20 protein-coding genes are annotated in these 26,982 nt (G+C 40.0%); 17 read left to right on the forward strand and 3 right to left on the reverse strand.

The genetic code is table 11. The annotated features are described in order from the left end of the window. Positions 1–71: 71 nt before the first annotated feature. From QZT26_RS02145 to pgsA, 3 genes are all read left to right on the forward strand, one after another. Entirely contained in the window at positions 72–2,333 is a 2,262-nt protein-coding gene (locus QZT26_RS02145) for a DNA translocase FtsK (RefSeq protein WP_295100276.1), read from the forward strand. After that, entirely contained in the window at positions 2,326–3,633 is a 1,308-nt protein-coding gene (gene rimO, locus QZT26_RS02150; protein WP_295100277.1) for a 30S ribosomal protein S12 methylthiotransferase RimO, read from the forward strand. Before QZT26_RS02145 ends, rimO begins: the two co-directional genes overlap by 8 nt. 159 nt (positions 3,634–3,792) lie before the next feature. Beyond that, positions 3,793–4,359 (forward strand): CDP-diacylglycerol--glycerol-3-phosphate 3-phosphatidyltransferase, encoded by a 567-nt coding sequence (gene pgsA / locus QZT26_RS02155; RefSeq protein ID WP_099323770.1) that lies wholly within the window; start codon positions 3,793–3,795, stop codon positions 4,357–4,359. Between the two features lie 21 nt (positions 4,360–4,380). On the opposite strand, the gene QZT26_RS02160 is transcribed toward pgsA, so the two are convergent. Next, positions 4,381–6,138 (reverse strand): DUF1858 domain-containing protein, encoded by a 1,758-nt coding sequence (locus QZT26_RS02160; protein ID WP_099323769.1) that lies wholly within the window; start codon positions 6,136–6,138, stop codon positions 4,381–4,383. Positions 6,139–6,522: 384 nt separating this feature from the next. Here QZT26_RS02160 and QZT26_RS02165 point away from each other — a divergent pair, with 384 nt between their 5' ends. Continuing rightward, a complete protein-coding gene (locus QZT26_RS02165) occupies positions 6,523–7,311 on the forward strand; it encodes a ParA family protein (protein WP_099323768.1) in 789 nt (262 codons plus the stop codon). A gap of 83 nt (positions 7,312–7,394) precedes the next feature. Here QZT26_RS02165 and QZT26_RS02170 read toward each other — a convergent pair whose 3' ends face one another. Beyond that, positions 7,395–7,946 carry an RNase H family protein gene (locus tag QZT26_RS02170; RefSeq protein ID WP_164995133.1) on the reverse strand — a complete coding sequence of 184 codons (552 nt, stop codon included), beginning with the start codon at positions 7,944–7,946 and terminating at the stop codon, positions 7,395–7,397. A gap of 200 nt (positions 7,947–8,146) precedes the next feature. Between QZT26_RS02170 and QZT26_RS02175 the strand changes: the two genes are divergently transcribed. Then, positions 8,147–8,530, forward strand: a complete 384-nt coding sequence (locus tag QZT26_RS02175) for a VOC family protein (RefSeq protein WP_295100280.1) — start codon at positions 8,147–8,149, stop codon at positions 8,528–8,530. Between the two features lie 223 nt (positions 8,531–8,753). Here the strand turns inward: QZT26_RS02175 and QZT26_RS02180 are convergent, their stop codons facing one another. Further along, complete coding sequence (locus tag QZT26_RS02180) at positions 8,754–10,232, reverse strand: B12-binding domain-containing radical SAM protein (RefSeq protein ID WP_157820308.1); 1,479 nt, start codon at positions 10,230–10,232, stop codon at positions 8,754–8,756. A 1,243-nt stretch (positions 10,233–11,475) separates the two neighbouring features. Here QZT26_RS02180 and QZT26_RS02185 point away from each other — a divergent pair. The 12 genes from QZT26_RS02185 (at position 11,476) to QZT26_RS02240 (ending at position 26,865) form a co-directional block, all read left to right on the forward strand. Continuing rightward, on the forward strand, positions 11,476–12,825 hold the full coding sequence (locus tag QZT26_RS02185) for a DEAD/DEAH box helicase (RefSeq protein WP_295100282.1): 1,350 nt from the start codon (positions 11,476–11,478) through the stop codon (positions 12,823–12,825). A gap of 75 nt (positions 12,826–12,900) precedes the next feature. Continuing rightward, positions 12,901–13,398, forward strand: a complete 498-nt coding sequence (locus QZT26_RS02190; RefSeq protein WP_295100298.1) for an AmiS/UreI family transporter — start codon at positions 12,901–12,903, stop codon at positions 13,396–13,398. 343 nt (positions 13,399–13,741) lie between these two features. Further along, positions 13,742–16,261 (forward strand): glycogen/starch/alpha-glucan phosphorylase, encoded by a 2,520-nt coding sequence (locus tag QZT26_RS02195; RefSeq protein WP_295100283.1) that lies wholly within the window; start codon positions 13,742–13,744, stop codon positions 16,259–16,261. Between the two features lie 433 nt (positions 16,262–16,694). After that, a complete protein-coding gene (locus QZT26_RS02200; protein WP_164995132.1) occupies positions 16,695–17,918 on the forward strand; it encodes a DEAD/DEAH box helicase in 1,224 nt (407 codons plus the stop codon). A gap of 287 nt (positions 17,919–18,205) precedes the next feature. Then, on the forward strand, positions 18,206–19,396 hold the full coding sequence (lpxB, locus tag QZT26_RS02205; protein WP_295100285.1) for a lipid-A-disaccharide synthase: 1,191 nt from the start codon (positions 18,206–18,208) through the stop codon (positions 19,394–19,396). A gap of 509 nt (positions 19,397–19,905) precedes the next feature. Beyond that, positions 19,906–20,340: a BlaI/MecI/CopY family transcriptional regulator gene (locus tag QZT26_RS02210; RefSeq protein WP_157820306.1), complete on the forward strand. Its 435-nt coding sequence runs from the start codon at positions 19,906–19,908 to the stop codon at positions 20,338–20,340. Further along, positions 20,330–21,328, forward strand: a complete 999-nt coding sequence (locus QZT26_RS02215; RefSeq protein ID WP_099323759.1) for a M56 family metallopeptidase — start codon at positions 20,330–20,332, stop codon at positions 21,326–21,328. Before QZT26_RS02210 ends, QZT26_RS02215 begins: the two co-directional genes overlap by 11 nt. 64 nt (positions 21,329–21,392) lie before the next feature. Further along, a complete protein-coding gene (locus QZT26_RS02220; protein WP_169702940.1) occupies positions 21,393–22,727 on the forward strand; it encodes a TolC family protein in 1,335 nt (444 codons plus the stop codon). A gap of 67 nt (positions 22,728–22,794) precedes the next feature. Beyond that, positions 22,795–24,648 carry a multiheme c-type cytochrome gene (locus QZT26_RS02225; protein ID WP_295100289.1) on the forward strand — a complete coding sequence of 618 codons (1,854 nt, stop codon included), beginning with the start codon at positions 22,795–22,797 and terminating at the stop codon, positions 24,646–24,648. 239 nt (positions 24,649–24,887) lie between these two features. Beyond that, positions 24,888–25,115: a heavy metal-binding domain-containing protein gene (locus QZT26_RS02230; RefSeq protein ID WP_295100290.1), complete on the forward strand. Its 228-nt coding sequence runs from the start codon at positions 24,888–24,890 to the stop codon at positions 25,113–25,115. Positions 25,116–25,269: 154 nt separating this feature from the next. Further along, positions 25,270–25,854 (forward strand): hypothetical protein, encoded by a 585-nt coding sequence (locus tag QZT26_RS02235; protein WP_295100292.1) that lies wholly within the window; start codon positions 25,270–25,272, stop codon positions 25,852–25,854. A gap of 12 nt (positions 25,855–25,866) precedes the next feature. Next, positions 25,867–26,865, forward strand: coding sequence for an HD domain-containing phosphohydrolase (locus QZT26_RS02240; RefSeq protein ID WP_295100294.1), 999 nt, complete (start codon positions 25,867–25,869; stop codon positions 26,863–26,865). Positions 26,866–26,982 lie beyond the last annotated feature (117 nt).

Here is a 26,982-nt window from a genome sequence, read left to right on the forward strand (position 1 = left end):
TATTACGTTTTTAGAATTAAAAGAATTTCCGAAATTATCAGGTACTAAAAAACAATAATCATGGTAATAAAATGCTTTCTATTTGCTTACGTCGCGTCATTGCGATTTCTTTTTTAGCCTCGAAGTTATTCATCTTATTAAGTTTTATTAGTTATTCTCATAATGACCCGCCATTCGCAGACTATCCGCCTAACATCCCGATAGCTAATATTTGTGGTATAGCCGGCGCACAAATTTCCGGATATGCCATGGAAACCTTAGGCAAGGCTTCATATGTAATAGTAATTATTCTTGGATGGTTTAGTTTGCAGTTTTTTTTCGGTGGAACGATAAAAGACTTCTGTGTAAAGTTGTTGGGAGCCTTTCTTTTAATTTTCACCTTATCACCACTCTTAACGCTTGCAGTATGCACTTTTAAACAATCTCTTTTATCCATGAATTTGGGAGGCATATTTGGTCTGGTAATTACCTCCAGGCTATGTACATACTTTAACATTACCGGCACTGCCATCATTTTAGTATCCGGTATGTTGATTTCAATAATGCTTTTGGCAAATCGAACGCCATTTTCTTTATTTATACGTTCCCCTAAAACAAAACCGGAGCCGGAAGAGGTAAGAAAAGCTCCTTTGAAAAAAGAGAAAAATAATACTTCTGCAATGATATCGCCACCAAAAAAGATGGAGAATAAGCTTCTGAATGTTGGAGAAATATCGAAACGAAAAGAAAGTGAAATAGGGTATGAACCGCAAATAAAGAAAGATATAAATGAATCCCTTGGTGAGAAAAAATACAAAGAAAGCGGCGAGACTGATATTTCCCCTTCGTTCACTAAGGCCAATGGAGAGAATAGTTATAAGTTACCGTCAGTTGAGTTGTTGGAAAAACCTTCGGCAAGACATCACAAGGATGATTTAGATCATATTACACAGGGGGCGCATGTATTAAGAGACACACTTGCACAATTCAATGTAAACTCTGAAATCGTTGATTTACAAACAGGTCCTGTTGTTACAATGTACGAAATAGAATTAGCCCCGGGTACGAAAGTTGGAAAGGTAATAGCGCTTTCTGACGACCTTGCAATTGCATTGAAAGCGCTAAGTGTAAGGATTGTGGCGCCATTGGAAGGAAGGTCTTCTATCGGTATTGAAGTCCCGAATGCACATAGAAGGAAGGTGACTTTTAGGGAATTGCTGGAAGTCGCTGATGAAGCGAAAAAAAAGATGGCCATTCCGCTTTTAATAGGGAAAGATGTGGCCGGAAGACCTCTTATCTCCGATTTGGCATCCATGCCGCATCTGTTAATTGCCGGTACGACCGGGTCTGGTAAATCCATATGCCTGAATTCCATTATATTAAGTATTTTGTATACCCGATTCCCAAATGAAGTTCAGCTACTGTTGGTAGATCCAAAAATGGTTGAATTTTCATTGTTCGCTGAAATACCTCACCTGATAAGCCCTGTTGTGACAGATATGAAAAAGGCGGCTGCGGTACTTGAGTGGGCGGTGAATAAGATGGAAGAACGATACGCGTTACTTGCCAGCGTAGGTGTTAAAAACATCAGTGGGTATAACAAATTATCCGTATCTGAGATAAAAAAACGACTAAATGCTGAAGAGGACGTTAAATTAGATGATATCCCTTTACACCTTCCACACATTGTTATTGTCGTGGACGAACTGGCGGATTTAATGATGGTTGCATCAAAAGAAGTGGAATCTTCGGTGATCCGTCTTTCACAAAAATCACGTGCTGTTGGGATACATCTTATACTTGCCACACAAAGACCGTCTGTTGATGTAATTACCGGATTAATAAAATCAAATATGCCCTCAAGGATATCATTCTATGTATCATCAAAGGTTGATTCCAGGACAATACTTGATCAAAATGGGGCTGAAAAATTATTGGGAAGCGGGGACATGCTTTTTTCGCCGCCTGGGACTTCCAAATTAGTCCGTGTTCAGGGAGCTTATGTAAGCGAAGAGGAGGTTAAAGATGTTGTTGATTATCTTAGAAAGCATGCAGAACCAAAATATAACAAAGAATTGAAGAAATGGAAAGATATCTCTGATAATGATAAGAACGAACCACTGTTTGATGCGGCAGTAAGAATCGTATTGGAAACTCAAAGAGGTTCTGTTTCTCTATTACAAAGGAGATTGGAAATCGGGTATTCCCGCGCTGCGAGACTAATAGAGCTTATGGCGGAGGCGGGGATTGTTGGGGAATATAAAGGCAGTCAGGCTCGGGAGGTTTATTTAACTTTAGATGAATGGGATTTACAAACATCTTCTGCGGACAGAGAAGAATATAAAGATGATTAGCAAATCAAAAACGGTAGCATTAATTAATTTGGGATGCACTAAAAATTTAGTGGATGCAGAAGAAATGCTCGGGCGAATTGCAGCGAACGGCAGTACTATCTGCCAATATCCGGAAGACGCTGAAGTGCTTGTTGTAAATACCTGTGGTTTTATCGATGATTCAAAAAAAGAATCAATTGATATGATTTTTAAGATGGCAAAACTCAAAGAAAATGCGCAGTGCAAAAAACTGATTGTTACCGGTTGTCTGGCGCAGCGTTATTCTGCTGAATTGAAAAGTGAAATTCCGGAGATAGATGATGTTGTCGGGTTAAAAGATTTTGAGAAAATAACTCATTTAACAGGTAAGCGTCAGGTGGATAACAGTACTATTTATCAAGGGGATGACTGGAGGAATCGAATCAGACTCACCCCGAAACATTATTCGTATTTGAGAATTTCAGATGGTTGTGACAATAGATGCACTTACTGCGCTATTCCCGGAATACGTGGTAATTTTATGAGCAGATCTATTGAAAATATCCTGGAAGAATCAAGACAAATGGCTTCTGAAGGGGTGAAAGAAATTAATATTATCTCGCAGGATACGACTTCATATGGTTTAGATATATATGGGAAACAGATGTTGCATGTATTACTTGAAAAAATTGCAGCGATTGAAGGTATTCAATGGATACGATTGTTATATGCGCACCCTGGACATTTTTATCCTGAATTAATTAATACCATTAACGAACACGAAACCATTTGTAAATATATCGATTTGCCTATTCAGCACATTAATGATACTATACTGGGGAAAATGGGCAGAAACACTACCCGTAAAAGTATTGAGACCCTAATCAATAATTTAAGAAGATCAATACGTTCCATAGTTCTAAGGACTTCGGTAATTGTTGGATTTCCCGGAGAAACTGATGAACAATATCAGGAACTTTTAGAATTTATTAAAAAAACCAAATTTGAAAGGCTTGGGGTTTTTGCATATTCTAAAGAAGAAAATACGCCTGCGGCAAAGTTTAAGAAACAAGTAGGTAAAAAAGTGAAGCAAGAACGGTTAAATGAAATAATGCTGGCACAACGTGAGATTGTTTGGGAAAATAACAAAAATCTTATCGGGAAGAAGGCCTCTGTAATTGTTGATGAAAAAGAGGTTGTTTCCGGAATGTTAATAGGGCGGACGTCCGGGGATGCACCTGAAGTAGATGGAAAAGTATTTATAAATGACAAGCAAATAAAAGTGGGTGAGATAAGAGAATTAGTTATCAGTAATGTAAACGGTTATGATTTGGTGGCTTGATTATTTTCTATCACCTGTTTGTACAAACGATTTTTATTACTATTTGATCTGGTTGCATGCGTCGTATGGACAAACTTTGTTTGTCTATGCCTGCAGAAGATTTGTAGGGTATGTGGGCATTCCTACATACTTGTGTAATTTGGGTGCGAGTTGTTGATTATGGATTTCCAAAAATCTACCATATTTAACCTTCCGAATAGCCTGACATTATTCAGGCTCTTGTTGGCTATTATATTCTTTATTTTCTTGTCCTATCATTATTATGCGCTCTCCTTGCTCTCATTTTTAGCAGCGTCATTAACAGATTGGTTAGATGGTTATGTAGCAAGGAAGAAAGGTCTTTTGACTGATTTTGGACGTATTGCCGATCCTTTTGTGGACAAAATTATTGTTTGTGGGGGTTTCATTTTACTAATAAAACATGGCTATGAAAATGTCCCGCCATGGATGGTATTAGTGATTGTTGCCAGAGAATTTTTTGTCAGCAGTATAAGAAGTTATTCTGAAGCAAGAGGCATTGAATTCGGTGCTACATTATGGGGGAAAGCGAAAATGTTTGTTCAGGCGTTGACTATCAGTTTGATGTTGCTTTTTTCCGCTTATTTAAAACATGTGGGAAGTATAAAGAACATAATCATTGTTCTGTTATGGTTGACGGTGATTATTACTGTGGTCTCCGGTATAAAATATATGGTAAAGGCCAGCCCGGTGTTGTTAGAAAGATAAACTATTGGCTTGAGACAACACTCACTTCATTGAAGCATTCAAATCCCTTAACAAATCCTCTAGATTCACCGATACAATTTGAACGGCTTGTCCCAGGCTTATTGTTCTTGCCAGGGTATTTCTTAACACAGGATTCTTTAGCTGTTTAAAACCATATCCTATTAAAATGTCTAATGTTTGCGGATATTGTCTGATCAATTGATAAACATTTGTAGATGCAGTTGCCGAATTTATTTGTTCGGCAATTTCTTCCTGGGTAGATTTCAGCGTTTTCCATATATTAATACTAAAAAGGAAGATAGCGGCATATTCTATAAATCCACTGAGTCCCAGCAAAAAATAAAATTGCGGATTGAGGTGAAATGAAACAGGTTGGGTGACAACCCTGAATACGCAACCTAATATGATGAGGAAAAACGTTACATTCAGTAATTTAGGGCTGTACAGTTTTACTCCTTTACTTAGCGGGATCATTTTAGAGGCGCATCCGATAATCATCATACTGATAAATCCTACAAAAATTGCGTGCCTATATGCTCCAAATAAAGCATGAGAAACCTTTTCTCCTGCAAATGTCTCATATAGGGTAAAAGTTAAAAAGGCACTTTCAGAGACAAACAACCAGAATAAGGCAGCCCGAATGTATTTTCTGAAACCAGTGGGGAGTTTAACCTTGTTTTGAACAAGCTTCTTTTTATCGAATAAGTTTAAATTATAAATAAATAGAAAAATTCCGAGGGCTTCTAAAAGTCCTGAAATAAAAGATATTGCGATAAAAAATCCGTGAAGATTTTGTGTATAGCCTTTGTAAAATTCGGAGAATACCCTTAACGCTATTGAGAGGTTTAGCAGATACAGCACATATGCGCTATTTTTTCTGTTGGGGATTTGTATGCCGAGAAATATGGGTAACGTTTTAGTGAAAATACCAATTATTACCAAACAAGAAAAACCGACAATTTGAATATGCCTGATAGGATCTTTAAAATATGCTGGTATCTCTGTGTTACCTACTATGCAGTAATGGAAATGTAAGGCAGTAAAAACAAATGCTTGTAAAAGAAACCATAGAAAACTCGATAGTATGAAACCTTCATAAACTTCATAGTCACGTTTTTCTGAAGAAAAATATGTTCTGCATAAAACATACATAAAAATAGCAATAGAAGCCGTTTGCAATGACAATCCCACAAATACCGGAATTTTTAAAAAAAGTCCCCCGGAATAATAAGAAATCGTTTTGAAAACAAAAGATAATAAAATTCCTATTACCATTAGAAAAAAAGATTTGTATGCCAGTTGCGTGCTATACAAAATCGTATTCCAAAACTTTGGCAAAGCAAAAAATGAAAGGCCCATTATGAATAATCCCACCCATCCATAAACTTGTGTATCGCCGTGTGTCTCCAGTAACACCCAAGGAACGGAAAGGAACGATCTCTTATATGCCATGTATGCCAACATTACAGCTCCATACAGACAACCGGTGGAAAGTACGATGATGATTGATGTTTTTATAAAAAATTCATAGATATGCTCTGTTTGAGGTTTGATTAAAGACACTTCATCATTTTCAACTTCTTTGCCGTCAATAAGGTTTTGTAAGTCCTCTATTAGTGTAGACGGATTAATGTTGTGCATCCTGGCGAAAAAAGAAATAGGTTTGTCCGGAAGCGAATCACCTCCACACATTATCCCATAGGTATCAAATATCTTTCGGGTGACCGGAAATTTTTCTGCAATTTCCTTTACCGTACTATTTTCCCGAATCCTGTCCATAAAAAATAATCCTAAAAATTTTTAAGGTAATTTCATAGAATGACTGTTTTTAACAGTGATTATTATGATTTATGATAAAGTGATACTCTACTGTGACCAAATATACAAAATATAAAAATCTAACCAAGAATAGTTAAATAAAAATACTATATCAGGCTAAAAAAGCAGTGTCAATGACTAACTAATAAATATAATGCAATTTTGAATACCCATAAAAAATTGCGGAAGGTTCAATAAAATTAGTGTAGAGAAACCTTTTTATTTTGGTTATATTCACACATTGTGCTATTTTTATCCGAATCGATAAAGATCACTCATAAAACTATTTAAATGTTACATTTATTTTAATATTTTTCATTTTTTCTCAATTGAATAAATAACAATATGCGTAGTATTGCGCTGACAAATCAAAAGGGTGGTGTTGCTAAAACAACGACAACGGTAAATCTTGGTGCCTGTCTTTCTGAAATGGGAAAGAAGGTTTTATTGGTTGATTTGGACCCTCAGGGCAACATGAGTTCATGGTTTGGGCTCGATATACATTCCTTAGAAAAATCGATGTACAATGTCTTTTTGCAAGAGGTTTATTTTGAAGAGATTCTGAAAGATACTTGTGTTCATAATCTCACCCTCGCACCCTCAAACGTTGCGTTGGCAGGTGTGGAAAGAATTTTGGCAAATGAAAAAGAACGCGATCTTATCTTACGCAAAAGAATCGCTCCTGTTGCAAATAATTATGATTATATTTTGTTGGATTGTCCGCCTTCATTGGGCTTGATAACGATAAATGCACTTACTTTTGTAAAAGAAGTCTTTATTCCTCTTGAAACAAAAGTGCTGGCGTTGAATGGGCTGGTAACACTTGTAAATACCGTTCAGATAATAAAGGAACGGCTTAATCATAAACTGGAAGTCACCGGTATTATTGCGTGCAGATTTGATAGCAGGACAAATCTAAGTAATGAGGTGTATAAACAAGTGAAAGAGCGTTTTCATGAAAAGGTTTTTAATACAATAATTCGTGAAAACGTACGTTTGGCAGAATGTCCAATTTCCTCAAAACCTATTACTATGTATGCACCTGAAAGTTCCGGAGCAAAAGACTATATAGCGTTAGCAAAAGAAGTAGTAGGATTAGAAACTACCAGGGAAAAAGATATGCCAGAAGAATAATTTATACTCTATTTATTGTACAAATAAACATACAGAATAAATGAATGTCTCCATAGATTGCTAACTACAGGATCTTCCAAGAATCATGGGCATGTACGAGCGATGTAAGCTCTCAAATGGTTCCTGACTAATCTATCTACTTCCGAAAATATTTGATGTACGCCAACACGGTCTTTTTTAGGGGTATGTCCTTTAATCCAGACGAGCTTTGGCAAAAACTCATCATAGAGCGCAAAAATGCTTTTATAGATATCCGCATTCCGCAAAACAGAGCCCTTTCTTTTACTGAGATAATAAACGTCCTCAAGCCTCCTCCTTCGTCCAGGCAAATCAACTGCGGTACGGCAGTCTGTATAAATTGTTATGAAATCCCTCTTTTCAGAGGCCTTGTTCCCGTTTTCTAATGTGAGGGATTCAAGTGCCCAAAGAAGTGTCTGAAGTTCCAGCCGCGTATTCGTTGTATTCTCCACAATCCTTGTTTTCACTGCATCCGGAAAATACCATGCCTCGAACATGTCTTTGTTTGCAGGTGTTTCACCGGGGTTATGCGGAATACACAAAAATCCACCTACGCCAAGCTTTCTCTTTGGGTTGTAGCTGGAATCAATAAAAATCGTTAAATGAGATTTATTCATGGAGAATCGAAAATATCACCTTCTTTATAAAAAAATTTGAAAAAAGTATACAGTCCGCTCCTATTGAGTAATTAGGTATAGAGCCGCAAAGTGTGTTAAAATGTGGGTTCTAACGCTCCAAACATGGGTGTGCACTGTACGTTTAGCAATGCGATGAAACCTGCCCATTGACAAGGGACAATTAAACGTTAAAATACGGCATGGAATTAAATCACAGTGGCATCACAAATAAGAGTGAAGATCACGCCCTGAAATTTTATCGGGACTTTTTAGGTCTTGAAAAAACAAGAGAAATACTTTTACCGCCGGAACTTTCAAAGCAATTATTCTCTCTTTCCCGAGAGATCAAAGTGTTGGTTTTTGAAAAGCCCGGGATAAAGATTGAGGTATTTATCTCTGATTTTAAGCATGCATATCCAAATTTTACGCATTTCGGGATGATGATTGAAAGCTTTTCGGATATTGCAGAAAAGGCGCGGCGATTTGGTGCGGAACTTATTAAGGGAAAACATAAAGATAAGACAGTATATTTCCTTAAGGATTTTTCCGGCAACCTGATTGAAATAAAACAAAAATCCCAATGAGGAATGCCTTATTGACGAAGCCCCTTTTTATTTTGCCACTGCATTTTTCATATTCATACCTTAAAACACTGAGATACACCTGAAGAATCTTTTCCGGGTAATTTTACAGCAATAAAGATTCAATCCCCCTGTCGGTATTCTGTGTTTCAATTTATACAATGCAATTTCAGATTGACAAAGGCCTTCTAAAGGACGAGTCCAATTCCCTCTGGACTTTTTTGATTTACAGGACGTGTAATTTGCTGACCTTGCGGAAATGGTAGCCGTAAACTGCAAGGGTAATGGAAAGTGGTAATAATTCCCGATGGTGAAAGGATGTCCATAACAAGAGCTTCCAAAAGTGAAAGCGTTCATTGCCAAGGATGCCAAGGTAGTAGATGGCGCGGAATAACGCCAGTATATCATTAAAGGTAATTTGCGCTTTAATCTTTGGCGTTTTATATTCCCGAAAGAGGGTCTTTATGCGCTGATAGTGGTTTTTGGGAGTATAAATGTGTTTCAATATTTTTTTATATCCTTCCCGGAATGTATCAATATCCATTTTAGGGATAATGTTAGTGGTGCCGTCTACATTGTCTCCAGACATCTGTCCAAGCAAGCGCCCCTCCTGCATTAGGCGTTCGTATAGCCGCGTTCCTGTCGGGGCCTGAAGCAGGCCAATCATCGCAGACACAATCCCGCTATTTTGTATAAAATCAATTTGTCGCTGAAAGATGGATGGTGTGTCGCTGTCAAAACCAACGATAAAACCCGCTTGTACCTGCAGTCCGGCCCGCTGAATACGCCGTACGTCTTCGAGGAGGTTACGGTTTTTATTCTGTTTTTTGTTACATTCTGCCAGGCTATCCGTATCCGGCGTTTCGATCCCGATAAAAACCGTAATAAAGCCCGCCTCGGACATCATTTGCATCAGGGATTCATCATCGGCAATGTTAATGGAAATTTCGGTGTTAAACGTTATCGGCACATGTTCGCCTTGCCATTTGATCAGGGCTGGCAGTAGTTCGTTTTTGAGGGTTTTTTTATTACCTAGGAGATTGTCATCTACGAAGAATACAGGCCCACGCCAACCTCTGTTATAGAAACTATCCAACTCGGCAATAATCTGTTCAACAGTTTTGGTGCGTGTACGTCGTCCAAATAATGAAGTCACGTTGCAAAACTCGCAGTGGTATGGACAACCTCGAGAGTACTGTATGCTCATTGAGGCGTATTGATTCAGATCGGCTAACTCCCACAGAGGGGTTGGTGTTTTTTGAATGTCGGCAAAATTAGATGAGATGTATACACGTTTAGCGCAATTATTATTCAGGTCTTCCAAAAAGGGTGACAGGGTTAGCTCCGCTTCGTTGAGTACGAAATGATCGACATTCTCAAACTGTTCATGTTCGCTCGTGAATAAAGGGCCTCCGGCAACCACCTTAACACCGGCTTTACTGCAACGGCCAATGATATGTTTTGCCGACGTTCTTTGGACAACCATGCCGCTGATAAACGCATAATCTGCCCATAACAGATCGTCATCCGTGAGTTTTGTTACATTGACGTCTATAAGTCGCTTTGACCACTCCGACGGCAGCATTGCAGCAACTGTCAGGAGTCCTAGCGGGGGAAAGGATGCCTTTTTGCGTATGAATTTAAGGGCGTGTTTAAAACTCCAGAATGTATCCGGGAATTCAGGGTATATTAATAATATATTCAATATGTTTTATTTAATAAGTGATAGGAAACCACACTTTCCATGTAGAACACATGTTAAACTAAAATGGAAGACGATTGCAAGCATTTTTAATTTTTTCGGCAATATTATCAAAATTATAACAATTTGGCTGTTTGAAAATTGATCATAGTTCGCCCACATTTAATCTGAACAAATCAAGGGCCAGGCAATCAGGAGATAAAGAAATACGAAGCACGAAATCCGAAACAAATTTTAAAATGCAAAATCCCAATGAAAAAAAAACGGGTTTTGAACATTTGAACATTTGAAAATTTTACACCGTCTGCTACACAATTATAGTCAAACAAATAAGGTTTTCGAAAAATTTACACCTCCCAGTCCCCTCTATAAAGAGGGAATTAAGGGGCGTGCTTGTATAGTATGCTTAGTCAAATAAATCTGTTTTTTAGAAAGCCATTTTATCGCCAAATTCCTAAAATCATATTTGTTTGGCTATATCTGAATTATCTAACAATAGTAAATGCACTATTGAATGTTATATAGCGGGGTGAATTTAGGATTTGTTTCGGATTTCGTGTTTAGTATTTATTTATCTCCTGCTTGTTTGGTTCCGAAGATGACAATTTAGGGATGTTTAAAGAAAAGGTAAAATGCAGAGTAAGGAATATTTTTATCATTTAACTGGTAAATTTATTATTATACGATATTATTATGTGGTTGATGATGAATTTGGGCACTGTTTAATTTGCTAAATATACGAAAATAATAAAAGAAAGCATAAAGAAAGCATGTTGTAATATGATTTTCTGCGAAACATCGTCCACAAATTGTTCACAACCTTCTCTTTTGATGAAAAAAATCGTTACCTGATTCCCAATACTCTGTTTTTCAGAGGTATTTTTTTTAAGAGAAGAAAGAACATTATCATATCCGTTACTAGCCTATTACATGAGTTGTTCTTCCGCCATATACCAAAAAAACATAGTTTTATCAAATAATTCTAAAAGGAATTATAACGCAGCCAATCACGATCCCGACGTTGTGTTGTTTTTGATGTATTTGGTTTTCTTTGAAAGTTATCAGGGAATCGGAGGGGTTATATTTTAAACATCCCCGTAGTTCCTTCCTTGTGCAAGAGAGGAAATGACGGGTAATTATATATACAGATGTCACGTTTTTACAGCGACGGGAAGCATGTTGCTGGCCTGACAATAGTACAATAGGAATAGTTTATTCCTACAATATTTTATGAAAGAAGGGGTTTATGAAAAATTTTCAAACGTTTAATTTTAATTCTAACATTGTTGCAGGTATAAAATCGGTCGGGTATGTCACCCCAACGCCGATTCAATTACAGGCAATTCCGCTGATTTTGGAGGGGACAGATGTAATGGGCCTGGCGCAGACAGGCACCGGCAAGACAGCCGCATTTGTGTTGCCGATACTACACAGATTGATGCAGGGAGAACGCGGCAAAATACGTGCTCTTGTTATCGTCCCAACCCGTGAACTGGCTGAACAGGTTCTTCAGGATTTCAAAACCCTCGGGTCAAAAACATCATTAAGAAGCATTAGCATTTACGGGGGCGTTAGCATTACCCAGCAGATCAATAGACTCAGAAGCGGCGTAGAGATTGTTGTTGCCTGCCCCGGAAGGCTTTTGGACCATATGAAGCAAAGGACCATCGATCTTTCAAGGGTAGAGGTGTTGGTGCTCGATGAAGCGGATCATATGTTCGACATGGGATTTCTTCCGGATATCAGAAAGATAATAAAGTGTCTGTCGCATAAACGGCAAACATTGCTTTTTTCCGCGACCATGCCAGATGAGATCCGAAAGTTGGCGCAGGAAGCGCTAACAAAACCGGTGACTGTTCAATTAGGGAAAACCGCTCCGGCATCCACGGTTAAACACGCCTTATATCCGGTGAAACAACATCTTAAAATACCCCTTCTTCTGAAGATATTGCAACATACAGACACCCAGTCTGTGCTGATTTTTACCCGTACCAAGTACCGGGCAAAGAGCCTGGGCGACCGGTTAATAAGGGCTGGGTACAAGGCGACGTCGTTTCAGGGGAATTTGTCACAACCACAACGACAGGCGGCTTTAGGTGGGTTTAGAAATGGCGCCTACCAGATCCTTGTGGCGACAGATATTGCAGCACGCGGCATAGACATTTCACAAATTTCACATGTTATTAACTATGATATTCCTGATACCCCGGAGGCATATGTCCATCGTATTGGCAGAACAGGTCGTGCGGCGCGTACCGGAGATGCTTTTACCCTGGTAACAGAAGATGATAAAGCAATGGTACGCGGTATTGAAAACATCCTTGGCTCACGTATCGAACGATATACCCTGGAAGATTTCGACTATTCTATGCCTGCATTAAAAAACACCGGAACACATGCTGCACCAACACAGAAAAAAATTGTACGCAATAAAATGGATTGGCACCAAAAAAGGGATATTAGGGGAAAGACTGATTTAAAAAAGGATATGAGCACTTCCACAATGAAAAAACAATATTCCTTTATAAAGACCAAAACTACCCGTCCCTTATCCGCAAATATAAAGACCGCGCCACGTCCATTAAAACATAAATAAGTGCGCCGTGTGTGGTTTTTCTGAATGTAAATGGTTTAAGAAACTGATTTAAAAATAGGAGCGGTTGCTGTGGGAATGTTAGGTGTTGCACTGGTGTATGTTGGCTTTGTTCTGTTTATGAATGGCTTGATGGTTTTGGGAAAGTTAAGCGCAAAGCATGTATTTCCAATGAACCTGTTTGCCGGTGCTCTTATTGTGGCCGGAGCTATGAGGACTGTTTTCATTCACGGTGGAGAAATAATAACCTATTTTTATGCCATGCAGTCCTTGTTGTTTGGATTTACCTATTTATGGGTAGGCATCAACGCTATAGGGAACCATGAGGGCAAGGGATTAGGATGGTATTGCTTATTAGTGTCTGTAGTCGCCGTTCCGACGTCATTTACTGCAATGCCTGATATAGGATTACTGATATTGTGGTTAATGTGGGCGAGTTTGTGGTTTATGTTTTTTCTGCTGCTTGGACTCGGAAAGGCTATTGACAAAATTACCGGTTACTGGACAATTGTTAATGCCATAGTAACTGGTATTGCCGGATATACAATCTTAGTCGAAATCTGGCCCTGGCAATAATGCAATAATATAGTACCTTGTCAGTAATTTCTTTGCACTTCAGGCAGGTTCAGGTTTGTAACATGGGCTAATAGTTTATTTGGCGAATAGAGGTTTATGTACTTTAATGGTCAAATCTCTCCTACTGGCTGGCAGGAACAATATAAAACGCGGGGTTCAAGTTGCAAACTTGAATCAGCCATGTGTAATTTCTTTGCACACTTCCATTCGTCAGTGCGTGCTTTTTGACAAAATATTTAATGGTCCCTTTTGCAGTCAGCAATCTAAAGTCGGCAGTAGGTGGTGGACCAATGACTAATGACTGTTTAGTTCTGGCTATGCCAGGTTAGGAGGTATCTAAATAATGGAAAAACGGAAAGAACTAATCCTTCCCTATAAGACTTTAAAACAGAGCAAACCAGTATCTACACTCACAGAGCTTCCGCCTTTAGGGATGAGCGCTAAAGATATCGGGGAAGAGTATCGACGGTATTTTAGTAATACCCTGGGGCGAGACAAGCATTGTCGTTTATTACACTATTCATATAATGCGCTGGCGTTAGTGCTCCGTGACCGGTTATTGGAACGTTGGAAAAAGACCCGCTATGCCTATCATGAAAGCAAATGCAAATGTACGTATTATTTGTCTATGGAATATCTCCCCGGGAGGACGTTGAGCAATGCCATGGTCAATCTTGGCATTGTTGACGAGGTTTCCCATGGTATGAAGGAACTTGGCTACGTATTAGAAGAAGTGAGCGAGGCGGAACACGACGCCGGTTTAGGCAACGGAGGCCTGGGACGGCTTGCCGCATGTTTTCTTGATAGCTGCGCCACGATGCAGTTGCCGGTTGTGGGATACGGGATTCGTTACGAATACGGAATGTTTCGGCAGTGTATAGAAAATGGCGAACAGGTGGAAGAACCCGACCGTTGGCTGCGCTACGGAAATCCCTGGGAGCTGGAACGTCCGGAATACATGTGCCGCGTGCATTTTGGCGGACGAACTGAATTTTATCGCGGCGAAGACGGAAGGTTGTTCGCACGTTGGGTAAATACGCAGGATGTATTGGCGACGCCCTATGACATTGCGATACCAGGGTACCGGAATGGAACCGTAAATACGTTGCGATTGTGGTCTTCTTCCGCCACAGATGAGTTTAATCTGGGAGAGTTTAACGCGGGCAGTTATCCTGAATCTGTTGCCGCGAAAAGCGCCGCGGAATATATTACCATGGTTTTATACCCGAATGACGTCAGTGAAAACGGCAAGGTGCTGCGCCTGAAACAGCAATATTTTCTCGCATCAGCAAGCCTGCAGGATGTGTTACGCCATTGGGTGCGACTATATGGGTATGATTTTAGCGAATTTGCTGAAAAAAACTGTTTTCAAATGAACGACACTCATCCCGCTATCGCAACGGCGGAATTGATGCGCTTGCTGATGGATGAATATCGAATGGAATGGGATGAGGCATGGGACATTACCCACAACGTTATGGCATATACAAACCATACCTTACTTTCTGAGGCGCTGGAAAAATGGCCGGTGCGTATGTTCCGCGAACTGCTGCCGCGATTGCTCGATATTATCTATGAAATTAATGCACGTTTTATCTCAGAAGTGGCGCGACGTTGGCCGGGCGATATTGAACGGCAAATGCGCATGTCGATTATCGGAGACGGCAATGAACCATATGCCCGTATGGCACACCTTGCTATTGTCTGCAGTTTCTCCGTAAACGGCGTCGCGGCACTGCATACTAAATTATTAACGGAAGGATTGTTTCGTGATTTTTATGAGCTATGGCCGGAAAAATTCAACAATAAGACAAATGGCGTCACTCCACGAAGGTGGCTGGGCTGGGCAAATCCGGCATTAAGCAGCCTTATCACAGAAAAAATCGGGAATGGATGGATAACTGACTTACCGCAATTACACCTGCTAAAAAACTATGTTAACGACAAGGAATTTTGCTTGCGATGGCGGGAGATAAAAATGCATAATAAAAAACGCTTGGCGGCGCTTATAAAACAGGGTTGTGGTATTGTGGTTGACGCATTCGCCCTGTATGATGTGCAGGTAAAGCGTTTTCATGAATATAAACGTCAATTGCTTAATATTCTCCATGTGGTACATTTGTATGATCGCGTGAAGCGTGGCGACGATGCAAATTGGACTCCGCGACTCATCCTTTTTGGCGGAAAAGCCGCTTCGGGATATTTTATGGCAAAAACCATTATTAAATTGATAAATAATGTTGCGGAGGTAATTAACGCCGATCCAAAGATGCACGAATATTTAAAAGTGGTTTTTTTGCCGAATTATTCTGTAACTGCCATGGAAATTATTGCCCCTGGCACAGACCTTTCCGAACAAATTTCTACGGCAGGAAAAGAAGCCTCGGGCACGGGAAATATGAAATTCATGATGAACGGCGCTATAACTATCGGCACACTCGACGGCGCTAACATTGAAATTCGCAAAGAAGTTGGAGATGAAAACCTCTTTTTTTTTGGTTTGACTGCTGAAGAAGTTTTCCAATTACGAAAAAACTATAACCCGGATGCGATTATTCACACGGACGAGGACTTGCTTCGCGTGATGCAGTTACTTACAAGCGGCCATTTCAACCAGTTTGAATATAAAATATTTGATAGCATTATTCATTCGCTTACCAGTCCGAACGACCCGTGGATGACGATTGCAGATTTCAGAAGTTATGTCAACGCTCAGAAAAAAGTAGCAGAGGCGTATCGGGATCAGAATAAATGGACGAGGATGAGCATCTTGAATACTGCCTGCAGCGGCAAATTTTCCAGTGACAGAACGATAGAAGAATATAATAATGAAATATGGAAAATGTCTCCGGTGCCAGTATAATTCAACGTTAAAGAATTTAAAACTATTCTTGTATAGGGCGTATTGCACGTATTCTCTATGATTGATGGGTCTGCCAGGACAATCACATCGTAATCACTGCAAAATTAACGATATTCCCGCCCGTTCAGGTTTGCAAGCCAATGTCATTAAGTTAATCTACCTGCCGCAAAAGTCTCCCTTAATAAAGGGGGATAAAGGGGGTTGTTTTTAATCAAACAACTTTAACTTAATGACATTTGGTTGCAACCTTAACCACCCATGCTGGAAAAAATACAGGATAATGAAGTGGAAAAGATTTAATTTGTGAAAAATTAAGGTTTATGTTTAAGGAGATAGATTTAAAAAAATGATATGAGTAAAAACTTTTTAATTAACCCAATGCCATTGTGTTCTATTTATGCGGTCATTGCCTTGTGGAGGGGGATAACTATACATGAAATTCAGCGACCTTGAGCTTTCTGCAGACATCCTCAAAGCCCTCGATAAAATGGGATATAATGAAATGACTCCCATCCAGGAGGCGACTTACCCTATAATCTTCGCAGGCAATGATTTATGTGCCCTGGCAGAGACTGGGTCGGGAAAGACGGCAGCCTGCGCCATCCCACTTATTCAAAAAGTTGATCCCTCCCTCGACGCCATTCAGGGACTTGTGATTGTTCCGACTCGTGAATTGTGTATGCAGTATGTGGAGGAGATCAGGAAAATAGCGGCAAAAACGGACGTTATCCCTTATGCCGTTTATGGCGGATTTGATAGGGCGGTACAGATAGCCAGAGTAAAACAGACAGTGCATATTTTAGTGGCAACCCCAGGACGGCTCATAGATCTTTTGTACGAAGGGATACTTTCATTTGCACGGATAAAATGTGTTATCCTTGATGAGGCGGACGAGCTGCTAAAGGTAGGATTCCTTGAGGATATCGAATTCATTTTGTCATGTATACGGCACAAACATCAAACACTGCTTTTTTCCGCAACGATGCCCGATGATATAAAAAAACTTACACAAGACTGTTTGCATGAACCCCAGTATATATCGCTTGTTACAAAGAGATCTGCACCGGAAAGCATTGAACATTATTTTTCTTATGTCAACCCGAAACAAAAGCATGAAGAACTCGTTAAATATCTCAAGGGCGAGGAGGTGAACCAGGCGCTTATCTTCTGTAATGCACGGCACATGGTTGACTCTCTGTTTCGGCTGCTTAGGAAAGATTTTCATGATATTGAGTATATGCACGCCGGACTCGCACAGGACAAGCGTTCATCAATTATTCGCAGATTTAGAAGCCAAAAAATCCGCTACCTTATTGCGAGCGACGTTGCGGGAAGGGGGCTTGACTTTTCTCATGTATCGCATGTGATTAATTGGGATATGCCAAGAGATGGTGAGCAATATACGCATCGTACAGGACGTGCAGGCCGTATGGGAAGGAAGGGAATAGCCTTTACCCTGGTTGCAAAAAAGGACCTTTCGCTCCTCAGTAAAGTTATTTCCAGCAGGAAAATCTCTCCCTGTTGGATAGGAAAAAACCCTTTTAATGAAGAAGCCAGATCACGCCAACGAATACCCCGAAAGAAAATAAATACCCCTTCACCTGCGCCATTGCAAGACAGGAAAATACCAGAAAAGGAAAGCGAAGGGCAAGGATAATACGCTCTGCCTGAAAATGAAATGATTGGTAACAATTTGGCTTTTTGAAAAATTCCAATAATAGCAATGTAGGGGCGAAGCATTTGCTGTAAATTGTCATAAATGCGTTCACACCCAAGCGGGCAAATGCTTCGCCCTTACTTTTTCAAAAGACTAAGGTGTTACTAAGCCCACTAAATTCATGTAGTGCGACGAGGTTCGTCGCACTACAAATGACAATTTCCAGTTTCAAAAGACCAAAGTGTTACCATCTCCATAAACTATTACACATTCACATTTTCAAACGTATGAACAATTATAAGATATTTATCAGCGCGGGAGAATCCTCCGGGGATATCCACGGAGCAAATCTGATGCGCAGCCTCCTTAAGAAAAATCCCAATATCACCTTTTATGGTTTGGGGAAAGAACGTATGAATGAAGCGGGCCTGCATTGTCTTTGCGATATGAAAACAAAATCACTCATGTGGCTTCACGCCTTGACAGAATTATCCGCTTTTTTGCGCATGAAAAAAGATTGCGTTCGCTTTTTTCAACATGAAACCCCTTGCGCCGTCATCTTAATTGATTATTGCGGTTTCAATTTCCAGCTTGCGAGGGCAGCAAAAAAATTAAAAATACCGGTAATTTATTACATTACTCCACAATTATGGGCGCACGGGCCATGGCGAATAAAAAAACTAAGGAAACTGGTCGACTTCTTAATCGTCATCTATCCATTTGAAAAATCTTTTTATGAAACTTCCGGACTGCCGGTCACGTATGTTGGACACCCATTGTTTGATGAATTAGACAGGGAACGACGCATCAATAATCACCTTTCGATGGAAGAAAAACAAGTGGGGGAGTACATCGTTTCCCTGCTTCCCGGAAGCAGAAAACAGGAAATTATCCGACTGCTGCCGCTATTGCTCCGGGCAGCAAAACAAATAAAACAGACCATCCCTTCCATAAAAATCCTCGTTTCCTGTACCAGCGAACAGTATTTCTCTCTTATTCGTTTAATAGTAGAAGCATCTCATCTTCCCGCCGAAATTATCGTTGGCTGTGTTCGCAAGATAATTCAGTCTTCCGATATCTGCCTTGCCGGCTCTGGAACTGTTACACTGCAAATTGCCTATTACCATACACCAATGCTTATTGTTTATAAAATTTCACCATTCGCTTATTTTATTGCCAGGCCGTTCCTTACCACCCCTTATATCGGACTGGTAAACATATTGGCAAACAAGATGATTGTTCCGGAAACGCTCATGTGCAGTAACAATTATTCCAGGCTGGCCAATCAGGCAATAGAATTGCTCAGGAATAACCAAAAAAGACACCTGTGTATTGAAAACCTACGCTCACTCATGGATGATATAGGAAAACTAGGAGCATCTGAACGTGCGGCGGAAGAAATATTCCGTTTTCTCAGGCAGGAAACACAGCCTGTAATTGTGAAATCCGAAACAAATTCTAATGACAAAATGATCTGACATTCTAAACAAGCGCATTTTTCGTATTTCGTGCTTCGTGTTTTTTATCTCGTGCTTGTTTGCTTCTGGCTATGCCAGCTTCGGTTTGTATATAGAGGGCAGATATCTGTCAAAAATATATCTGATAGTTTGCCAGGCTGCTTCGTATTTTGACAAAAGGAGTCTCGGATATGAAGATGGGTTTGGACGCAAAAGGGAAACATTCGGTTTACAAAAGGCGTCTTTTGATCCCAATATTTGTTATTAAATGGAAGCAGGAGCTTCCAGGGCACGTACGTTCCCAAGTCGGAACTTGGGAACGAGAATGGAGTTAGGCCTTCGGCGTAGTGCGACGAGGCTCGTCCCATTACATAAAACTAAAAAAAATCTTGCATCTTTTACATGGTGTAGAATATAATAATTTCAATTGACAATGATTTGCCCAAAAGGGCTTATTATTGTGTCAATACACTTAAGATTCTATAACACTAATTAATGCAAAATTAATGCAAAATGTGGAGGGGAAGCTGTTGAAATTTAATTTTAATCCTTTCAGGAAAGGGCTGAATCAGGTACTGGGGAAACTGGAAGAAGATATTATGAATGCATTGTGGATGAAGGGTGAGGGCAGCGTGAAGGATATCCTGGAATCGTTTCCTCAGGAGAGGAGTGTTTCTTATTCGACCGTGATTACTGTCACCAACCGGATGACGAAAAAGGGGCTTTTGACCAGAAGAAGGGAAAAGAAGGCCTTCCTGTATAAACCTTTGTATAGTAAGGAACAGTTTTATGAGATGGTGTCGAAGGCTGTTGTTGAGGGGATTTCAGGTCTGTCGCTAAAAGCCGCAATGGTTCATTTTGTTGAATGCATGTCGCAGTTAAATCCGGACAAGATGGAATATTTTTCGCAACTCATAGAATCCAAGAAACAATCGCTTAAGAAAGAGCAAATCAATGGAAAATAAAGGGGGAGAGAACGTTTCTAATAATCAGCAAAAGAATGCTGATAAGTGTTTTGCTCTTTTTTTGTTGATAAACAGCATCATTGCCTCTGCTTTTGTTGCCGGCATTCTGGTGAGTGTTAACAGCTATATAAAAGGGATTTTTAACACGTACCACTCTGCAACTTGCTGTGGAAGTATTTGTCTGAATTGCCTTTTCAGCTTTTATACGCTGTGTCTGTTGTTTTATTTTCTTTGTATGGGTATTTATTTCGTTGGCGTCGGCAGGGCTTTTTATAAGGCGTTTTTACTCTTTACTATAAACCGCAGTCTGTTTCGTTCTCTTGGTTTGACGGACATAAAAGAGTATCCGATTGGGGATGATACATTAAATACACTGCCATGTAAAAACTCCCCGATATTTGTATCCGGGCAGAAAATATTCAATGCCTTTACCTTTGGCATATTTCGCCCCAAAATATGTTTGTCTGCCGGCCTTTTTTCTTATCTGACCCCAAAAGAGCTACAGTCGGTGGTTCTTCACGAATTTCATCATCTGAAACACAGGGACCCGTTACGATTTGCGATAATGCAGATATTCTGTGCGCTTCATTTCTTTCTGCCGGTTAATAATTATCTTGTGCGGTTGTATAAAATGCACTCTGAGAAGGCTGCGGACGATGCTGCTTTGCGGCTTATGAATGAACCACTTGCATTGGCAAGCGCCCTTGTCAAAATGTCCGGATACAATACAAAGCATATGACGCAAATAGCGATAGCCTCATTTTCGAATGAACAGCAGGCATTTGAAGAGCGTATAAGCCGTTTGGTAGAACCAAAAGTATCATCATTCAGCAAAGGCGGATTATTTGCGATGCCTTGCTATCTAAGCGTCGTATCGGTTTTTTTCTCAGGGATACTTTTTTCGTCCGTCTATTTTCATACACATCTGTTAACCAGCGAAGCCGGGTGCAAAGAAGGTAATTGTCATATGGTTACGTGTAAAGAGTGATTTCAGTACCTTATCAGAGATTTCTTTGCATTTTTTGTCAAAATATTTAATGGTAAAATCCGAAATGTTAAATATGAAATACGAAAAGATGTTCATACTCATTTTACTTTTTTTCACCCAATTTGTCCTGATTTCACGAACCGGGAGTTGTGATACTTCCCCATCAAAGACAAAAGAAGAAGTGGGCGCTGACAAACCTAAAGAAAAGCCTGCCGGTACGTTAAACATACAGTGGCTAATTAATGAGGCGATGGAACATAATCCTGAGATTATTGCTGTGCGTCAGCGGTTAAATGCTTCCGCGTCGAGAATTTCTCAGGCGAAATCACTCGAAGACCCCATGTTTCGGGCAGGTTCTTTTAATATGTCCAACCAACCTCTCAACATTAACGGCCAAACCAGCATGCTGCAACAGCGGTACGCCGTGACTCAGAAAATTCCATTTCCCGGCAAACTTGCCATGAGAGGGAAGATAGCAACTCAGGAATCTAAAATGGCGGAAGAAGATCTGTTGGCAAAGGTGCAGGAAATTACCGCCCTGGTAAAAACCGCCTTTTATGATCTGTTTTACGTAAACCGCGCTATTGCAATTACGGAAGAGAACAGGGAGCTGCTTCGTAAATTTTCAAAAATCGCGGAAACAAAATACGCCGTTGGCAAAACATCGCAAAGGGATGTGCTTTCTGCACAGGTAGAGTTGTCAACACTTACGAATGAACTTATTGTTTTGAACAAGGAAAAAGAGTCGGTTGTTGCCATGATGAATGTTTTACTTGACAGGCATCCGCAGCATCCATTGGGCGATCCCCCTCTTATTGAGATACATAATTTGGATGTAACGTTAGAAGGGTTGGAAAACCTTGCTTCAAACAACAGGCCTGAACTAAAGAAATATGACCACGCAATCAAAAGGGATGAGGCACAGCTAAAACTTTCAAGAAAAGACTATTACTTTATGGACTTTGAACCTATGGTTGAATATATGCAGAATGACGGAAACCCGGATGCGTGGGCGTCTTCTATTACGATTAATATACCATGGTTATGGCCGAAGAACCGCGCCAGGGTGGAGGAAGCAAATGAGGCTCTTTCTGCCTCCAGATCAGAGCACCGGTATATTAATAATAAGACGCTTTTCGAAGTAAAAGATTATTTCGTCAGATTACAATCATCGAAAAGCACGGTAAATCTTTTCAAAACTGGCGTTATTCCCCAGGCGGAACAAGCGCTTAAAGCGGCGCAAATCGGCTATGAAGCGGATATCATCGATTTTCTCAGCCTGATTGACAGTCAGCGAGTGCTTTTAGATTCACAGCTTCAGTATTATAAATCGGTAGTTGATTATGAAACAAATCTGGCAAATCTTGAAAGGGCAGTGGGGATACAACTATCGCAGTGAATTATTCCAGAATATATTATTTAAAGATTGCTTCTGCGTTATGTAAAAGCAATGGAGGAGGGTTTTTATGTTAATAAGAAAACATCTATCAATGCTAAGTGTTTTAATTGCCATTGTTGTGTCTTTCCCAATGGTATCAGGGGCATCCGCTTTTGTATATCAGATGATGCCGATGGCTTTGTCTTCGGCAAACGGCTCAAATAGCATTTTTCTACAAAAAAGCACGTCTAAAGAAACAGGAAAAATAGTTGGCAAGGTAACCAGTACCGACGGGCAACCTTTAACAGATATAACTATCAGCATCCAGACACTTACAGAGGAAACGGCTTACGGGTCAGCCTTTGAGGACATGGCTACCACAAACAAAAAGGGAAAGTTTAAGATTAAAAACCTTGCGCCCGGTAAATACATTGTCAGAGCTACACCTTTATCTGATGAGTTTTATTTACCCAATGATAAATTTAGTGTAAAGGTAAAATCAGGGAAGAAAAAGAGTGTTAAAATAAAACTTTCTTCCTCGTCCCACCCGGACTCTGAATATGTAGGGAGTACGGTATGCCTGGGCTGCCATCCTGACAATAAGGATTGGCAGGAAACGGCTCACGCAAAAACCATCCAGACGCCGGCATCTGATACAGTTGTTGCTCCATTCAGTGGAAATTTTATGACCACGGATGATGGCAAAGTTGCCTTCAGGGCATTTATCAGTGGAGGCGACTATAAAGTCACCCTCTATGATTTGACCAATGAGGCTATTTCCGTCACATATACCGTAGTCAGAACTCATGGAGGCGTTTCCTTTGCAGGAAAACAGAGGTATCACGTAAAAACAGGAGATAGTCATTATATATTGCCCATACAATATAATAATAGAAATGCAGACCAAAGTAATCCCGATGCAGCCTGGGTTTCTTACGAAGCAAGCACATGGTATAACAATGACGGCACGTTAATAACAACAGACGAAGATACTCCTCCGAATAAAGAAAAATCTTTTGAACAGAATTGCGAGGGCTGTCACGTAACGGGATTGGATATTACACAAAATGTCAACGGAGAATTTGTTTCTAATTCAAAGGAACTGGGCATATCGTGTGAAAGCTGTCACGGGCCTGGCGAATTACACGTATCTGAAGGAGGTGGAAAAGCCAGGCATATCGTTAACCCGAAATACCTGGCCTCAGATCGTGGCAATGAAGTTTGCGGGCAATGTCACGTTCGTGTAAAAAACAAGGACGGTGAAAATGGCGCCGACTTTGAGACAGAATATCCCTCTATTATCAATGGCGATGAGATTACACCATTTATACCAGGTAAGGTACTGGCGGACTATATAGAGGAAACAGACGCCGACGGCAATCCAACGGCTGGTTATTGGAATGATAATGACGCCGGTTCTTTAGGTGAGAATGCCTCAGAGAATAACCATTCCAAGAAACATCGTCAACAATATCAGGATTTCATTAAGAGTCATCATTACAACTATGCAGGACAGAAATGTTATCAGTGTCATGAACCTCACGTTACGGGCGAGGCAGGCACACCTCAATTACGCAAGAGAAGTGACAATAATAAGATCTGCATTACATGCCATGATGATTTTGCGGAGACCATTGAGAAAGATGGTGAAGTACAAAACAGACATGCAAAACATGAATTCAGTTCTTCCAGCCCTGGTGGAAGCCTTTGTACAGGTTGTCATATGCCAAAAACTGCAAAGAGCGCAGTAAATAATGACATATCTTCTCATGTCTTTGATATTATCAAACCATACGCCAGCAAAGCGATGGCTGATAATAATACGGCTAACGGTATTCAAAACAGTTCTGGTACCGTGATTACAAATTCCTGTGCCGGTTGTCATTCAACTGATACAGATTATGGAGTGGAACGTTGGTATGAGTGGGAGGAAAAAGACTAGTAAATCGTTTCGCTAAAAGGTGTACGAAAAAAAATGTCATTGCGGGGAGTGGCGTGACGAAGCAATCTCTTGTTCCCAAAAGACTTAAGATTGCTTCGCTGTCGCTCGCAATGACGGTATCAATGTAGATATTTTAATGAAACGCTATACTAGGTAATGTCTCATATTACCATACACACTGTACTATATAATAATAGTTTATGCCTATGTACAATCACTCCGGGAACAGGGGGAAGCACATGAGTCATGATCATCATCACAGTGCAGAAACTGCCCATGAAAATTATGAATATATGGAGGCAGAACATGGCATAGAGGATAGTTATCTTTGCCACATGAAACATGAAGGCAGTAAAAGCGATGAGCCTGGAAAATGTCCTGTGTGTGGGATGGATTTGGCAAAAATGGAAGTAAACCACCATAACGATGGGCATAACCATCATTACGGGCATGAGCACGAATATTAATATTTTATGATAATAGTTTGTAACTATTCAGCGTAATCTATTTAATGTATGAAAGTCTGACTGTGCAGTGCAAAAATATGAGTCGGGAAACAGTGGAAACAAAATGATGGTAATCTCAGAAAGGAAACAAACAAACAAATAATCAAGATATATTATGTTGAATAGGAATGTCATAAAACAAAACGTGATGTTTTTATCAATTACCATCCTTCTCTTTATACTTTTTGGGACAGTTCTATATGTTGGTAGCAGTCAGATATATGAAAGAGAGGCAAAATGGCAACACGGGAAAACCACTGCACAATTGGTTTCAGGCAAGAAAATAATCGAAGAATATTTTTCCTGGTCTGCACAGAATTTGCTATTTCTCAGAGATTTGCCAAATACTAAGGATTACGCAGATAGTGATTTTGAATCCAGCCATTATAAAAAAATTGAGGAGAAAATATTCCGCGACTTTGCAAGGGTATATAAAAAATATTCTCAAATCAAAATTATCGATGCTTCAGGACATGAGATTGTCAGGATCAATAAACATCAGGATGATACAACCATTATTGTTCCTGACTCTGATCTGCGAGACCACAGGCATCATCCCCATTTTCAAGAAACTATGAAGCTCGACAAGGATCAAATGTGTTCGTCACCAATAGATGTAACTATTGATCAGGAAAAGGCGGATGGCCCGTGCATTTCGGTGATAAGTTTTGCCACCCCTCTGTTTAATTCTGAAAACTAGAAAAATGGGATTTTGATTTTAGATATATCTTTTTCAGAAGTGCTTGAAGTCCTCCCTAAAAATATGTTTATTCAAACTGAAGAAGGAAATATCATATCTTTAAAACAGGACGGATCTGTTAACTTTGCTACGTCGGATTATATTTTCCATGATAGTTCCGGGTGGTTATATCTTTCGGATGTAGAAACTATCCACTATGCAACGGTGGAGTTCCTTCCAGGTAAGAGATTCATAGTGGCTATGTTCCACAGCCATCCTTTACTAAAGGCAGGTTTACAACGATTGATATGGGTCTCCGTCCTGCTCCTGGCATTATTTATTTGTCTTATATTGGTTATTGGCTATATAAATTTCTCAAGATTCTGGGCGTTGATAGAGGCGCAGAAGGCTATTATATTTTCTCTGGTAAGACTTACCGAAATCAGAGACCAGGAAACAGGGGATCATTTAGAAAGGACAAGAAATTATACCATAATACTTGCAAGGCAGTTGCGAAAGAAAAAAAAGTACCGGAAAATACTCAAGAACGAATTTCTTGAAGACCTGTATGATGCAGCATCCTTACATGACATAGGAAAAGTGGGAATACGGGATGCCATCTTATTGAAAAAAACAATGCTATCGGACGAAGAATACAAAGAAATGGCGGAACACCCCCGTATAGGGAAACAGGTACTTCAGGATGCTATTGATACATTCAAACTGAAGCAATCGTTTCTTATTCTGGGCAGAAACATCTGTGCGTATCATCATGAAAAATATAATGGTAAAGGATACCCGGAAGGCTTAAAGGGGCTGCAAATTCCTCTGGAGGCAAGGATCTTTGCTGTGTGCGATGTCTATGATGCAATGAGATCAAAAAGGACTTATAAAGAACCCTTATCACACGAAGAGACAGTTAAACGTATAGAGTCTGATAGCGGCGAGCACTTCGATCCCGATATTGTGGATGCTTTTTTAGAAATCGAAAAGGAATTCAAGGGGATTAGCGTCTCTGAAAATATTACCTAAATCCTGCAAACGATTTTCGCAATGCGAAAATCAGTATTTTCCACTACCAAGATTGGCAAAAAGCGATAACAGATATCCGTTTTTTAGCAATTGTGGTAGCGCTATTGTACTACTTTA

The sequence above is a fragment of the uncultured Candidatus Kuenenia sp. genome, assembly GCF_900696675.1.
Taxonomy (GTDB): Bacteria; Planctomycetota; Brocadiia; order Brocadiales; family Brocadiaceae; genus Kuenenia; species Kuenenia stuttgartiensis_A.

Excerpts from the sequence above, each read along its gene's own strand:
- QZT26_RS02145 (WP_295100276.1), top strand. The coding sequence starts at position 72 with ATGCTTTCTATTTGCTTACGTCGCGTCATTGCGATTTCTTTTTTAGCC.
- rimO (WP_295100277.1), top strand. The coding sequence starts at position 2,326 with ATGATTAGCAAATCAAAAACGGTAGCATTAATTAATTTGGGATGCACT.
- pgsA (WP_099323770.1), top strand. The coding sequence starts at position 3,793 with ATGGATTTCCAAAAATCTACCATATTTAACCTTCCGAATAGCCTGACA.
- QZT26_RS02160 (WP_099323769.1), bottom strand. The coding sequence starts at position 6,138 with ATGGACAGGATTCGGGAAAATAGTACGGTAAAGGAAATTGCAGAAAAA.
- QZT26_RS02165 (WP_099323768.1), top strand. The coding sequence starts at position 6,523 with ATGCGTAGTATTGCGCTGACAAATCAAAAGGGTGGTGTTGCTAAAACA.
- QZT26_RS02170 (WP_164995133.1), bottom strand. The coding sequence starts at position 7,946 with ATGAATAAATCTCATTTAACGATTTTTATTGATTCCAGCTACAACCCA.
- QZT26_RS02175 (WP_295100280.1), top strand. The coding sequence starts at position 8,147 with ATGGAATTAAATCACAGTGGCATCACAAATAAGAGTGAAGATCACGCC.
- QZT26_RS02185 (WP_295100282.1), top strand. The coding sequence starts at position 11,476 with ATGAAAAATTTTCAAACGTTTAATTTTAATTCTAACATTGTTGCAGGT.
- QZT26_RS02190 (WP_295100298.1), top strand. The coding sequence starts at position 12,901 with ATGTTAGGTGTTGCACTGGTGTATGTTGGCTTTGTTCTGTTTATGAAT.
- QZT26_RS02195 (WP_295100283.1), top strand. The coding sequence starts at position 13,742 with ATGGAAAAACGGAAAGAACTAATCCTTCCCTATAAGACTTTAAAACAG.
- QZT26_RS02200 (WP_164995132.1), top strand. The coding sequence starts at position 16,695 with ATGAAATTCAGCGACCTTGAGCTTTCTGCAGACATCCTCAAAGCCCTC.
- lpxB (WP_295100285.1), top strand. The coding sequence starts at position 18,206 with ATGAACAATTATAAGATATTTATCAGCGCGGGAGAATCCTCCGGGGAT.
- QZT26_RS02215 (WP_099323759.1), top strand. The coding sequence starts at position 20,330 with ATGGAAAATAAAGGGGGAGAGAACGTTTCTAATAATCAGCAAAAGAAT.
- QZT26_RS02220 (WP_169702940.1), top strand. The coding sequence starts at position 21,393 with ATGTTAAATATGAAATACGAAAAGATGTTCATACTCATTTTACTTTTT.
- QZT26_RS02225 (WP_295100289.1), top strand. The coding sequence starts at position 22,795 with ATGTTAATAAGAAAACATCTATCAATGCTAAGTGTTTTAATTGCCATT.
- QZT26_RS02230 (WP_295100290.1), top strand. The coding sequence starts at position 24,888 with ATGAGTCATGATCATCATCACAGTGCAGAAACTGCCCATGAAAATTAT.
- QZT26_RS02235 (WP_295100292.1), top strand. The coding sequence starts at position 25,270 with ATGTTGAATAGGAATGTCATAAAACAAAACGTGATGTTTTTATCAATT.